This window comes from Nostoc punctiforme PCC 73102 (genome assembly GCF_000020025.1).
GTDB classification, from domain to species: domain Bacteria; phylum Cyanobacteriota; class Cyanobacteriia; order Cyanobacteriales; family Nostocaceae; genus Nostoc; species Nostoc punctiforme.
The window spans coordinates 7,220,923-7,233,766 of sequence record NC_010628.1; the positions used below are offsets into that span (position 1 = coordinate 7,220,923).

At 41.9% G+C, this 12,844-nt stretch carries 16 protein-coding genes, 1 tRNA gene and 1 other annotated feature; of the genes, 11 read left to right on the forward strand and 6 right to left on the reverse strand.

Features of this window, described 5'->3' with window-relative positions; all coding sequences use genetic code 11:
* Nucleotides 1-52: 52 nt before the first annotated feature.
* The 3 genes from NPUN_RS29590 to NPUN_RS29600 all read right to left on the reverse strand — a co-directional run bounded on the left by NPUN_RS29590 (nt 53) and on the right by NPUN_RS29600 (nt 2,298).
* Nucleotides 53-1,111 carry a glycosyltransferase gene (locus NPUN_RS29590; protein WP_012412086.1) on the reverse strand — a complete coding sequence of 353 codons (1,059 nt, stop codon included), beginning with the start codon at nt 1,109-1,111 and terminating at the stop codon, nt 53-55.
* A gap of 373 nt (nt 1,112-1,484) precedes the next feature.
* Nucleotides 1,485-1,859, reverse strand: a complete 375-nt coding sequence (locus tag NPUN_RS29595; protein ID WP_234711001.1) for a hypothetical protein — start codon at nt 1,857-1,859, stop codon at nt 1,485-1,487.
* Nucleotides 1,813-2,298 carry a hypothetical protein gene (locus NPUN_RS29600; protein WP_012412087.1) on the reverse strand — a complete coding sequence of 162 codons (486 nt, stop codon included), beginning with the start codon at nt 2,296-2,298 and terminating at the stop codon, nt 1,813-1,815. The genes NPUN_RS29595 and NPUN_RS29600 overlap by 47 nt, the downstream gene beginning before the upstream one ends.
* A gap of 166 nt (nt 2,299-2,464) precedes the next feature.
* Between NPUN_RS29600 and NPUN_RS42220 the strand changes: the two genes are divergently transcribed.
* Nucleotides 2,465-2,650, forward strand: a complete 186-nt coding sequence (locus tag NPUN_RS42220; RefSeq protein ID WP_167315677.1) for a hypothetical protein — start codon at nt 2,465-2,467, stop codon at nt 2,648-2,650.
* 128 nt (nt 2,651-2,778) lie between these two features.
* Here NPUN_RS42220 and NPUN_RS29605 read toward each other — a convergent pair whose 3' ends face one another.
* Nucleotides 2,779-3,723 (reverse strand): glycosyltransferase family 2 protein, encoded by a 945-nt coding sequence (locus tag NPUN_RS29605; RefSeq protein WP_012412088.1) that lies wholly within the window; start codon nt 3,721-3,723, stop codon nt 2,779-2,781.
* 159 nt (nt 3,724-3,882) lie between these two features.
* On the opposite strand from NPUN_RS29605, the gene rplS reads away from it, so the two are divergent.
* From rplS to rplL, 8 genes are all read left to right on the forward strand, one after another.
* Nucleotides 3,883-4,245 (forward strand): 50S ribosomal protein L19, encoded by a 363-nt coding sequence (rplS, locus tag NPUN_RS29610; RefSeq protein ID WP_012412089.1) that lies wholly within the window; start codon nt 3,883-3,885, stop codon nt 4,243-4,245.
* Nucleotides 4,246-4,391: 146 nt separating this feature from the next.
* A tRNA-Trp gene (locus tag NPUN_RS29615) sits at nt 4,392-4,464 on the forward strand.
* A gap of 378 nt (nt 4,465-4,842) precedes the next feature.
* Nucleotides 4,843-5,064, forward strand: coding sequence for a preprotein translocase subunit SecE (secE, locus tag NPUN_RS29620; protein WP_012412090.1), 222 nt, complete (start codon nt 4,843-4,845; stop codon nt 5,062-5,064).
* Nucleotides 5,064-5,705, forward strand: a complete 642-nt coding sequence (nusG, locus tag NPUN_RS29625) for a transcription termination/antitermination protein NusG (RefSeq protein ID WP_012412091.1) — start codon at nt 5,064-5,066, stop codon at nt 5,703-5,705. The genes secE and nusG overlap by 1 nt, the downstream gene beginning before the upstream one ends.
* A gap of 6 nt (nt 5,706-5,711) precedes the next feature.
* Nucleotides 5,712-6,137, forward strand: a complete 426-nt coding sequence (gene rplK / locus NPUN_RS29630; RefSeq protein WP_012412092.1) for a 50S ribosomal protein L11 — start codon at nt 5,712-5,714, stop codon at nt 6,135-6,137.
* 153 nt (nt 6,138-6,290) lie between these two features.
* On the forward strand, nt 6,291-7,004 hold the full coding sequence (rplA, locus tag NPUN_RS29635) for a 50S ribosomal protein L1 (protein WP_012412093.1): 714 nt from the start codon (nt 6,291-6,293) through the stop codon (nt 7,002-7,004).
* Nucleotides 7,005-7,053: 49 nt separating this feature from the next.
* Nucleotides 7,054-7,223, forward strand: a sequence feature (ribosomal protein L10 leader region).
* Nucleotides 7,224-7,288: 65 nt separating this feature from the next.
* The gene (rplJ, locus tag NPUN_RS29640; RefSeq protein WP_012412094.1) at nt 7,289-7,903 is read left to right on the forward strand and encodes a 50S ribosomal protein L10; all 615 of its coding nucleotides are present in this window, start codon (nt 7,289-7,291) and stop codon (nt 7,901-7,903) included.
* 93 nt (nt 7,904-7,996) lie between these two features.
* Nucleotides 7,997-8,389 carry a 50S ribosomal protein L7/L12 gene (rplL, locus tag NPUN_RS29645; RefSeq protein ID WP_012412095.1) on the forward strand — a complete coding sequence of 131 codons (393 nt, stop codon included), beginning with the start codon at nt 7,997-7,999 and terminating at the stop codon, nt 8,387-8,389.
* Nucleotides 8,390-8,641: 252 nt separating this feature from the next.
* Here rplL and NPUN_RS29650 read toward each other — a convergent pair whose 3' ends face one another.
* Both NPUN_RS29650 and NPUN_RS29655 read right to left on the reverse strand, forming a co-directional pair.
* Nucleotides 8,642-8,971 carry a DUF2973 domain-containing protein gene (locus tag NPUN_RS29650; RefSeq protein ID WP_012412096.1) on the reverse strand — a complete coding sequence of 110 codons (330 nt, stop codon included), beginning with the start codon at nt 8,969-8,971 and terminating at the stop codon, nt 8,642-8,644.
* Nucleotides 8,972-9,270: 299 nt separating this feature from the next.
* Complete coding sequence (locus tag NPUN_RS29655; protein WP_012412097.1) at nt 9,271-9,588, reverse strand: DUF2605 domain-containing protein; 318 nt, start codon at nt 9,586-9,588, stop codon at nt 9,271-9,273.
* 449 nt (nt 9,589-10,037) lie between these two features.
* Between NPUN_RS29655 and thrS the strand changes: the two genes are divergently transcribed.
* Entirely contained in the window at nt 10,038-11,873 is a 1,836-nt protein-coding gene (gene thrS / locus NPUN_RS29660) for a threonine--tRNA ligase (protein ID WP_012412098.1), read from the forward strand.
* Nucleotides 11,874-12,275: 402 nt separating this feature from the next.
* A complete protein-coding gene (locus tag NPUN_RS29665) occupies nt 12,276-12,767 on the forward strand; it encodes a cupin domain-containing protein (RefSeq protein WP_012412099.1) in 492 nt (163 codons plus the stop codon).
* Nucleotides 12,768-12,844 lie beyond the last annotated feature (77 nt).

Sequence of the window (12,844 nt, forward strand, 5' to 3'; positions counted from 1 at the left end):
TGAGGGGACAAGAGGAATAATCAATTCCCAATTCCCAATGCCCCATTCCCCTTTAACCAGTAATCAACTCACGATACACTGCAAGTGTTTCCTGATGGACGCGGGTAACACTTAACCACTGTAGGTTTTGATTTGCCCGATTCTTCCACTCATGCAGCATATCAGCATTACTCAGTAATTTCATTAAAACCCCAGCCAAAGCATTACTATCTTTTGCTGGCACTAAAAGACCTGCTTGCCCATTATCCAAAGCTTCAGGAATCCCATCTACTTGAGTACCAACGATCGCAGTTCCAGCTTCCCTGGCTTCCGAAATTACTAGAGGGCAAGGATCGCGATGAGAAGCCAACACAAATATGTCACAAGATATCAGGTAGCGTTGAGGTTGCGCCTGGAAGCCTTCAAAATGAATCCGTTCTTTTACAGAAGTTGCTTGTGCTTGTGCCTCAAATAGCTGTTTATCAGGACCATTTCCTACCAAATAAAGATGTGCTTGGGGAAAATCTGGGGCAATTTGTTCAAAGGCAGCGATTAACTCAGCGATACCTTTGCGTTGATACATTCCCGCTACAGTAGCGATCGCTGGACGTTGTAACCCTAAAGGTTGATAATCTTGTATTTGTCGGGTACGGGGACTGCCCAAAGTTCCATTGCATACTACCCGCAACTTGTTTTCTGGGATACCCCGTTTCGCCATAGAATCTCGTACCGCCTTGCTGACAGCAATAACCCTGTCAGCTAAACCCATCAGCACACTGGAACGCTGAAATTCGTTATGAACTGTAGAAACTAAAGTATATTTATTGCCTTTAAAAATGCGTGCTAGAATGACCCCTGTCATCATGTGAGCATGAACGATATCCGGCTGAAATTCTGCTGCGATGGCTCGATAACGCACAGCCGCTTTAATAATACTTATCGGTTTTCTTGTTTGGTCTAATGGGTAATGTTTAACACCATATATATTTAGTAATTTTTCGTATTCACCACCAGCAGAAATAACCGCTACCTCATAACCAGATTTTGCCTGTAAACAAGCCAGATCCACAGCCACATTCACAATACCATTACCTATTTCTTGAACGTGGTTCAAAATATGTATGATTCGCATAATCTTTGAGATATGTATAAAAAATAAAAATAAGTAACTGAGTAGACAAAGACACAATTCTTGAGGTATTCAGCGACAACTCAAGACAAGTCAGTAGCGCGAAAGATTGACTAATAACGCTTCTAACTACTTACTTAGCTTTAAAGACTTATTCAATAACGACTCAAGAAATCGGGGTAAAACTCCAAAATTTTGATGTCTTACCAAAAGCAGCAATGGGAGCATCCCACCTTTAAAGGGCTAGTCCTACCAAAATGAGGCGGCGAAATTAATGTAATGATTGTCAGGTTGCGGGGGTGGGGTTATGAATAATTTTCAGGAGGTTAGATTGGTTCCTGCTCTGGCTCTTGTTGAATTCCTACAAATTCTCTTCTTAAATCGTCGTCAGACGGTCTTGTGCGAAATTCCTCGTGTGGGTGTATATCCATAACAGATAAACAACGCGCTTTGCCTCATTAACCACATACATGAAGCGACATTTCTTTGCCGCTCCATCTAACTCAGGCGCTCTAAATCGAATTTTTCTAAATTTAAAATCTGATTTATACGTTCCTTTGGGAAAACCTTCGTCGTCTGAAAATGAATTAGAGCTAGGATTCTCGCGGAGTTGACCAATATAGTCATTAACTAACTCCAAAAAAGAATTCCTAGCTCTTTCATTTTTACGGTAGTGACTTTTAATTAACTTTTCGAGGCTAATGTCAAACCTCTCTAATCGCTCTATCCGATATGCTTCGCAACCAGTCACGGGTTTCCTCCGTCTTTAACTCTTTGCCCTGGATTGTACCTGAGTACAATTGTTCTAGAGTATCAGATAAAACCGCTTGATAACTGGGATCTTGATGCTCAACAGCATCCAAAATAGTGTCAACCAGTGTATCTAAAGCTTTAATGCAAGACATAAAAGCTTCTGTCTGATTGGTTACGACTAAAAACAATAGATAAATTTTTGACCAAATTTTGCTCTTTAAGCCAAACACACCTTTTGCAGATGGTTCGAGCCAATCATACGCAAACTCTTTTAGCTCTTCGCGGTCTTCAACAGAAATATTGCTCCACTCCTGCTTAACTCTATGGGTTAACTTACGAATTTTGGCTGTTAATTGCTCAAAATTCGATGATGGGCTGATTTTTCTTTGCCGAATCTGCTCAAACTCATGAGTAAAAATCACGATCGCAGTGGACACCGCTACACTCTCCCAATTTACTGCTATTCCTGGACAACAACAGAGTTAAATAACTTTCTGACTTTTACAAACTGTATTTAGAATTTTACTTACCGGGTGTAAACAGTTTACATTTTTATTCTATGACAATAGATACTCGCTGTCTTCCGCAATTAGAGGAAAGCAGATGTTTGATTATTTCTGTTACAGAACCAATCGAAGCGCGATCGGCTTGTTTTACAATTGGATAGCTAGCTATCCAATCAAGTCGAGCCTTCCAAGCAAAGCGATCGCTCCACTAGCTAAAGAATTTTTCAACCACTGCGCCTTGTTACATCTCACCAAAAGCATCCCTTTTAGCTTGGACACATAAGTATCCAATAGACTAGGCAGAGCTAAGAAGAGCGATCGTTCTTCCTAAAAGCATTTACAAAATAATCTATTGATTCACTTTTGTAAATGCTAAGTTTTGACAGCAAAAACCATTGCCAACTTAAAAAATTAGGACTCAATCAATACAAGTTTACGAACCTCAGAATTTTGTCCCTGAGAACGGCGTGATGAGGCAGCAGTTAGCAAAAACTTCCAAGACTGAGGAGAAAGTATAGATGGATCTATCATTGAAACAAAGCTTTTGATATTTTTTTGCTTCAGTGCGACTAAAGTCCAATGAAGTTTAAGGTAATTTTTGATATCCTGAAATCCGGGAATCTTTGAGCGATGTTGCTCATTGACTAAGGCGTAAATTTTTTGTTTCATCAAAATATTTGTCGCCAATCGTCGAGACAAAGAAAACTTTTGATTATACGCACCAGGCCAAATCGTGCGGTATGCAAGACATTGGTTGAAGAAAATAGCATCGCCAAACTGGGCAATCCGAATCCATGAATCGATGTCATCACAGTTAGCATCAAGGGTGGAGTCCCAACCACCAGTTTGCAGGAAAGCATCACGTCGGCAAGCTACTTGTACAGGCGTGCCAAAGGGTACAAGCTCTAAAAGCATACCATAATGAATATCGGCTTGGGGGATATAAAAAGCTAAACCAGGCCCTACTTGTGGGGTGCGACTGAGTTCAACTTCATTACCATCTACCTGAGCCGCCACACAAGAGCAGATTACAGCATCGGGGTGAAGTGCGATCGCCTTAGCCATTTCTTCTATGCAGTTGGGAGCTAAATAGTCGTCATCATCTAAAAACTTAATCCAGTCGCCGCTAGCTTTGGCAACTCCAGCATTTACTGTTGCTGCATGACCAAGGTTCACTTCATTCCGATGGTAAACAACCTTGTCCCCTAAGCTTTTGAGATATGTTTGGGTATCATCAGAAGAACAGTCATCGGCAACAACCACCTCACACTCAATGGTTTGGTTCCAAGCCGACTCAATTGCTCTTTGCAGCAAGTTCAAGCGATTATATGTACTGATGACGACGCTAAATTTCATAAATTTCCACCTCTGGTACAGCATTTTGCAATATAGCTTCGATCTATTGGGTCTTGTCTCAGTAAAATTATCAATCTCCAATAAGTAGAAGTAGACTGAAATAGGATTATCGATTTATGATTGATGATCGTGAGTTTTTTTTAAGCAGACAGAAAGACTATGAGCGCTCAAGAGATTATCCGCTCCATTGAAGCGGAACAGCTAAAATCAAATTTGCCCGACATTTATGTGGGCGACACCGTAAAAGTAGGAGTGAAAATTAAAGAAGGCGAAAAATACCGGGTACAACCCTACGAAGGAGTAGTGATTGCCAAACGCAATGGTGGCATCAACGAAACTATTACAGTCCGTAAGGTTTTTCAAGGTGTAGGCGTTGAGCGCGTATTTCTGTTGCATTCTCCCCGGATTGACAGCATCAAGGTATTACGTCGCGGTAAAGTCCGCCGTGCTAAACTGTATTATCTCCGCGATCGCGTAGGTAAGGCAACCCGGATTAAGCAACGGTTTGACCGCCCTTTGTGATTCGTGCTTCTTTCATTATGGGAGAAATCTCAAGCGGCATCTGCCGCTAACTTGTTTTCTCAATGAAATTGAAGTATGATAGAAATCGCGTGTTGCGTTAAGCTAAAATTTAGTTCAGCGCAATAAGTGAATAAAAAACAGCTTGTGCGCTCTTAGTTCAGTTGGTAGAACGCAGGTCTCCAAAACCTGATGTCGGGGGTTCAAGTCCTCCAGGGCGCGCTCAAGAGCAAAAAATAAAGCCCGAAATAATTACGCAACTGCTAATATAGCAGTTAGTGATAATAATTTCGGGTAAACTTATTGTATTTGCAGTTGTTTTGCTTTCAATTAAGTAAAATAGAGTCGAAACTGCAAAACTGGAAGAACAAATTTTAGATTTTAAATTTTAGATTTTGGTGAAGCAGCCCGGTCTTCTCTACGAAACGCTTCGCTAAGGGGTTTTCCCCCATGAGTGACTGCTGACCCCGAAGGGATAGACAAAAAATCAAAATAAATGCACAACCTAGAATCTGAAGTTAAATACCTTTGCCTTAAAGCATAGGGTAAATCTAAAATCAAAAATCCAAAATTGAGTAAGAAACGGGGGGATAAAGGGTCGTGGCCAAAAAAAGTGAAGCAGAATTGCCAGAAAACACAAATGGTTTTAGCTTAGGCAACTTCATACAGGGAACCAAAGAAGAACTTGACAAAGTAGTTTGGCCCAGTCGGAAGCAGATAGTGAGCGAATCCGCTGCTGTGTTGTTAATGGTGGCACTCTCCGCATCTTTGATATACTTGGTCGATGGATTGTTTGGTTGGGCAGCAAAACAGGTGTTCTGATGACTTTTGCAACAGACGAACCTCGCAACTCCACGTTGCAGTCGGAGGAAACAGGAGAAACAGCAGAAGCAGCGTCAAAAGAAGCACGCTGGTATGCTGTACAAGTAGCTTCAGGCTGTGAAAAGCGTGTAAAGACTAACTTGGAGCAACGTATTCAAACTTTTGATGTAGCTGACAAAATTATCCAGGTAGAAATTCCGCAAACGCCAGCGGTGAAAATTCGCAAAGATGGCAGTCGCCAGCATACAGAAGAAAAAGTTTTTCCTGGCTATGTGCTGGTGCGGATGATGATGGATGATGATACCTGGCAGGTGGTACGAAACACCTCTCATGTAATTAACTTTGTCGGTTCAGAACAAAAACGTGGTAGCAGTAAAGGTCGCGGTCATGTCCACCCCATACCACTGAGTTCTTCGGAAGTTGAACGTATATTCAAACAAACCAGCGAACAAGAAGCTGTTGTCAAAATTGACATGGCTACTGGTGATAAGATAATGGTGCTTTCTGGTCCATTTAAAGACTTTGAAGGCGAGGTAATTGAAGTCTCTCCAGAACGGAGTAAACTTAAAGCCTTGCTCTCAATTTTCGGCAGGGATACACCAGTAGAATTGGAATTTAATCAGGTAGAGAAACAGAGTTAAATACAAATGGCGAAGAAAGTAGTGGCGGTCATTAAACTGGCCCTGAATGCTGGAAAAGCCAACCCAGCACCGCCAGTTGGGCCCGCCTTGGGTCAACATGGCGTTAACATCATGATGTTCTGCAAGGAGTACAACGCCAAAACAGCAGACCAAGCTGGAATGGTGATACCAGTAGAAATTTCGGTTTTTGAAGACCGGAGTTTTACATTTGTACTCAAAACGCCACCAGCATCAGTGCTGATTAGAAAGGCGGCAAAAGTTGAAAAAGGCTCGAATGAACCCAACAAAAAGAAGGTTGGGTCAATTACTAAAGCCCAATTGCAAGAAATCGCCCAAACGAAACTCCCCGACCTCAATGCCAACGACATCGACGCGGCAATGAAGATTGTGGCAGGAACGGCTAAGAATATGGGTATAACAGTCAAAGATTAGTCATTGGTCATCGGTCATTAGTCATTAGTAAAAAATCAACAAATGACATAGACGCGCCAGCGGCTTCCCGCAGGGTAGGACAGATGACAAAGGACTCATAAAAAAAATTATCGGGGGAGAGGCGAGGCTTCGGAATTACCCCAGGAGAAAAAAATGGCAAAAATATCGCGTCGTTTGCAGACGCTGCAAGCAAAAGTAGAAGATAAGGATTATCATCCTTTAGAAGCTTTAGCCCTTCTCAAAGACACAGCAACAGCTAAATTTGTTGAAGCAGCCGAAGCGCATATCCGGCTGGGAATTGACCCCAAATATACAGACCAACAGTTGCGGACAACGGTAGCACTGCCTAAAGGTACAGGACAAATTGTTCGGGTGGCGGTGATAGCCAGAGGCGAAAAGGTAAACGAAGCCAGCAACGCTGGGGCTGATATAGTCGGATCAGAAGAACTGATTGACGAAATCCAGAAAGGTAGAATGGATTTTGACAAGCTGATTGCCACACCAGATGTGATGCCACAGGTGGCAAAGCTAGGTAAGTTGCTAGGTCCCCGTGGTTTGATGCCATCGCCCAAAGGTGGAACCGTAACATTTGATATAGCAAGTGCGATCGCAGAATTCAAAGCTGGTAAATTAGAATTCCGAGCTGACAGAACTGGTATCGTTCATGTTATGTTTGGTAAGACAACCTTCTCGCCTGAAGATTTGTTAGTCAACCTGAAGGCATTGCAGGAGACGATTGACCGTAACCGTCCTTCAGGAGCTAAAGGTCGTTATTGGCGCACATTTTATGTGTCAGCCACAATGGGGCCATCGATTAAAATTGATGTCACTGCCCTACGAGATTTAAAACTGAGCGAAGTAGGTTAATTTTTAGTCATTAGTCATTTGTAAAGGCAAAAGACAAATGGCTAATTACAAAATCGAATAGGCAAAGCCGGAGACAGCAGGTGCTAATAGCTTAAATACCCTGCCGAGGTTAAAACTCTAATTGTCAAAATTACCACCCATAAAGGCGTGATAACTATGGCATCACGAGTCTTAATACTCAACCCCGGCTAATATTAGCCGGGGTTTGTTGTTTGGGTTTTCAGGTTTAAAAGAAACATACAAGTAGGGCACTTCCCCGATTATTTTAAGGAGGTGAGATTGGAATGGGTAGAACACTAGAAAATAAAAAAGAAATAGTAGCTGACCTCAAAGAAACTTTGAGTGAGTCAACTCTGGCACTGGTAATTGACTATCAGGGGCTAACAGTTTCGGAAATCACAGACTTACGGCGGCGGCTACGTCCTAGTGGCACTGTTTGTAAGGTGACGAAGAACACCCTGATGGGCATTGCCATTGAAGGTGATGAGAAATGGCAGCCTTTGTCGGAATTGCTCAATGGTTCTTCCGCCTTTTTGCTGGTAAAAGATGATTTTTCATCGGCAATTAAGGCATACCAAGAATTCCAAAAAGTTACCAAGAAAACAGAACTTCGTGGTGGTGTCCTGGAAGGTCGCCTACTCAAAGAACCTGATGTCAAGGTACTGGGAGACTTGCCATCTAAGGAACAACTCATCGCGCAAATCGCTGGGGCTATCAACGCCTTGGCTACCAAGATTGCTGTGGGTATCAACGAAGTTCCTGGTTCACTGGCTCGTGCTTTGAAGGCTGTGTCCGACCAAGAACAAAGTGGTGGTAGCACCGAAACTGCTGCTGTACAAGATAGCAGCGCTGAAACCGCTACTGAAGATAATAGCAGTACTGAACCTGCTGCTGAATAGACTTTGTGGTTCATCAGTCAAGAGTCAAAAGTCTATAGTTAAAGACCAATGACCGATGACAAATAAATAATCAAAATTACAGGAGTTATATCAATGTCTGCTGCAACCGATCAAATTTTAGAACAACTAAAAACCCTTTCTTTGCTGGAAGCTTCTGAGCTAGTCAAGCAAATTGAAGAAGCTTTTGGCGTAAGTGCTGCTGCACCTGTTGGCGGTATGATGATGATGGCTGGTCCTGGTGGTGCTGCTCCGGCTGAAGAAGCTGTTGAGCAAACCGAGTTTGAAGTGATTCTCGATTCAGTCCCAGCTGATAAGAAGATTGCTGTGCTGAAGATTGTCCGCGAATTGACCGGTTTGGGTCTGAAAGAAGCGAAAGACTTGGTAGAAGCTGCACCAAAGGCAGTTAAAGAAGGTATTGCTAAGGATGCTGCTGAAGATGCTAAGAAACGCATCGAAGAAGCTGGCGGTAAGGTGACTATTAAGTAGTCACAATTCTATTAGCAATTTTTATATTAAGGAGTCTGAGTCAGGCTCCTTTTTTTATCGAAACGAATTCAGAATTGTAACTGAAAAATAGTTATAACTCTGCCAAGTGGACAAGATAATTTTAACTTAGCAGGCGATTGATGCGATCGCGCTTCACATTCAAGGATGGTAATAAATTTCTATTCAAAGAAGGGTTAAGGATGTAAAACAACAATAATTTACACCCAAACTCCTAAGTCTAAGTCCTAAATTTTATGCTTCTTCTGAATTTTCACTCTTACGTCCTGGGGATGCTTCGTAAAGTGCATCTAGATGTTGACGCGCATCTTCAACGTTAATCGAACGCATTACCAAAAGCGGCTCTTTAATCAAGTTACCCGCGCTATCTAATAACTCTGGATGTGGTACAAACTGTTTTTTTGATGAATAATAACCGTATTTACCTTGATTATTGATTGGCGAGGAATTGGTTGGGTAAGTCCGCTCGCGATCAAAACTGAACACGATCAGGTTACGAATTAAGTTGCCAACAGCCATAAATGCAAGGATTGTAAAAGCAAGGATGTAAAGCAGGTGTAACATTAGATTTTCCTCCAGAACAGCAATTTTTAAAACTTTATTTTGTAACGCTTTGTTTCGCCGATACTGTGACTCACAGTTAAGATGACTATTTGACGCACTTTTGTGCGCTTACATTTATATGAAGCTATTTGTCAACCGTTATTTCACTTACGGTAGCATAGGATACATTATCTTGTTAATCCAAATAATGTTAAGAAATTGTTAAGCTTTTTCTACTATCTCTTTGTTGACTGATTTAGCGTTTTGCTGTTAGACATTGCTAAATAGCCTGCGGAAATTTAACAGATGCTCCCATCTGTTTAGACTTCACGCTCTTGACGAAAGCGCATTGCGACATTCCAGCATTCTGTTACTAATTGATGCCAAGGCATTAACGTTGCCATATCAATTCCGACTTGTTTATCGGTAGCAGCAAAGAGCATCTTTGCTGTACTTAGTTCTTCTTGCGCTTGTTTAACACGTAAGAGCAAATCAGATTGTTCTTGGTCACTCATAAATGATAGCTGCTCAGTTTCGAGTAAATGGCGCGATCGCGTAAACCAATGCTGAAAATCTTCTAGCAGGGGTTCTAAAACCGTTTTCAGCAACTCAGTCCCTGGTAAATTTGAGTCTGACATAAATAAGAAGGATTTTTCCAACTTTCTTACTAATATTAACGTTATTTACGTTTCTTAATATTATTTTTATTTATTATAATCTAATAATTTTGGAAAATCTAAGAAAATGTAACAAATAGCACAGATTTTATTATATAGTCTTGCTAACGGGTCTGTACAGTTCCTTTGGAGAGACCGTATATATATCGAATGGGGGGGGTAGCTGACACCGAGTTGCAATTCATAAGATAATTTAGCGATGTCTACGACGGGCTACGCCTACGCCTGGAATCCTGAATTTAATACTCAGCTAACCGATCAAAAATTTATCTTTATCCCCAGCGAAAAATTAATTCGGTAGTTGGAAGATAAAGCTGAACTGGCAAAAACTAAAGTCGTTATAGTTGAGTAAGCCTACAGATTCAGATAAATCACCTTTTGTAATCACCTCGCCAACGGTTCAGCAGCCAATGTCGCCAAATTCATCAAATCAATCACAACAGTCAGAACAAGTTGAAAAAATCTATTTACCGCGTACCAGCGAATCGGAGAATTTAAAAAAGATTCGTCACACTGCTTCCCATGTAATGGCAATGGCGGTACAAAAGCTGTTTCCCAAGGCGCAAGTTACAATCGGCCCTTGGATAGAAAACGGTTTTTACTATGACTTCGACAGTCCAGAACCATTTAGCGAAAACGATCTCAAAGCCATCAAAAAAGAGATGGCGAAGATTATCAATCGCAAATTACCAGTAATTCGAGAAGAAGTCAGCCGAGAAGAAGCCGCACGCCGGATTCAGGAAATTAAGGAACCTTATAAGCTAGAAATTCTGGCAGATATCAAAAACGAACCAATCACGATTTACCACCTGGGGAATGAATGGTGGGATTTGTGCGCGGGGCCTCATCTGGAAAATATCAGTGAATTAAACCCGAAAGCAATTGAATTAGAAAGTGTTGCTGGCGCTTATTGGCGTGGGGATGAAACTAAAGCTCAATTACAACGCATCTACGCCACCGCTTGGGAAAGTCCAGAACAACTCGCTGAATATAAGCGGCGCAAAGAAGAAGCGCTACGGCGAGATCACCGGAAACTGGGTAAGGAACTGGGATTATTTATATTTTCTGATCTAGTAGGGCCGGGTTTACCTTTGTGGACACCCAAAGGTACTTTGTTGCGGAGTACTTTAGAAGACTTCCTGAAGCAAGAACAGGTAAAACGGGGTTATTTATCTGTAGTAACTCCTCACATTGCCAGAGTAGATTTATTTAAAACCTCTGGACATTGGCAGAAATATAAAGAAGATATGTTCCCCTTGATGGCAGATGATGAGGAAGCTGCTGCACAGGAACAGGGCTTCGTTATGAAGCCGATGAATTGCCCTTTCCACATCCAAATATATAAGAGTGAATTACGCTCTTATCGGGAACTACCAATGCGACTGGCGGAATTTGGTACTGTTTACCGCTACGAACAATCAGGCGAATTGGGTGGTTTAACGCGGGTGCGCGGTTTTACTGTGGATGATTCTCACCTGTTCGTCACCCCAGAACAGCTAGATAGTGAATTCCTCAGTGTGGTGGATTTGATTTTGTCGGTGTTCAATAAGCTGCAACTGAAGAACTTTAAAGCTAGACTCAGTTTCCGCGATCCTGCTAGTGATAAGTACATCGGTTCCGATGAAGTTTGGGACAAAGCCGAAGGTGCAATTCGCCGTGCAGTTGAAACTTTGGGGATGGAACACTTTGAAGGGATTGGAGAAGCGGCTTTTTATGGGCCCAAACTTGACTTTATCTTTAGTGATGCCCTAGATCGGGAGTGGCAATTAGGAACTGTGCAGGTTGATTACAATTTGCCTGAACGCTTTGAGTTGGAATACGTCGCTGAAGATGGGGTTCGCAAACGTCCAGTTATGATTCACCGTGCGCCTTTTGGTTCACTGGAAAGGTTGATTGGGATCTTAATTGAAGAATACGCGGGCGATTTCCCTTTGTGGTTAGCGCCAGTGCAAGCTAGATTACTCCCCGTAGGTGATACACAGCTAGACTTTGCTAAAGATGTGGTGGCAAAGATGAGAGCGTTGGGCATCCGTGCAGAAGTTGATACCAGTGGCGATCGCTTGGGTAAACAAATTCGCAATGCAGAGAAAGAAAAAATACCCGTGATGGCAGTGGTTGGAGCCAAGGAAGTGGAAACCAACACCTTAAGTATCCGTACCCGTGCCTCTGGGGAATTGGGAGTTATCCCTGTTGATGAGGTGGTGGATAAGATGAAGGATGCGATCGCTAAGTTCGAGAATTTCTAAAATCTAACCGCAGACGCACACTAATTATAATTGGTGTGCGTTTTTTTCGTGGATTGGAGCATGAGCTAGCTGGTAGGTTTTGGTAAGGGTGCGATCGCGTTCTACTTACAGGCTGAAACCCTAAGTTTGTCGTTGCCAACTGGAAAACCCTAATTTTGCAGTAAACTTTAAACTTTCTGCATAAATTCATTTAAATTTATTGACAGTACTATATGCTGACATTCTCACAGTTATAAATGTTGAGAAATTTATATTTAGCTTGCAAGATTTTCAGAGTTAAGCAATTAATAAATACTTATATTTAGGTATATTTAACCCTGTTTTTATTTTGAATTAACAACTCCTAATTAATATTGAAGCACGGTTTAATTTACTAACTACAAATAAAGGAGAGTAATTATTATGACAGTCAATTTTAAATCTATGTTAGTTCCACCAGGTAAGGGTTCCACTTATTTGGTGTTGGGTGACTTATATACTATTCTGGCTACAGGAAAAGATACAGGCGGAGAGTATGGGGTATACGAGGCTGTCATGCAACCGCAAAGTATGACACCACCTCACAGCCATGACCAAACAGACGAAGCGCACTACATTCTTGAGGGAGAGGTTGAGTACCAGATTGACGAGCAGACTATCGTTGCAACTCCCGGAACCTTCGTGAATTTTGCTAAAGGTCAATGTCATAGTTTTAAAAACATTGGGTCAAAACCTGCCAAAATGCTGACTTGGGTTACACCAGCAGGGGGTGAGCAGTTTTTTGTAGAGGCAGGGCAACCTGTAAACTTACCTTTGAATGAGGAAGAACGCTCTTTGTTGGGCGTTGTGAATCCTGCCGACTTTGAAAAAGCCGTTGCCATTGCCTCGAAGTATGTTCAATTCCCGACAAGTTGAGGAAAAGTAGAATTTCTTAAAGAAAGCAGGGAGCTGGGGAAGCTGGGAAGCCAGGGAAGCAAAGTTAAAAGGTGGAT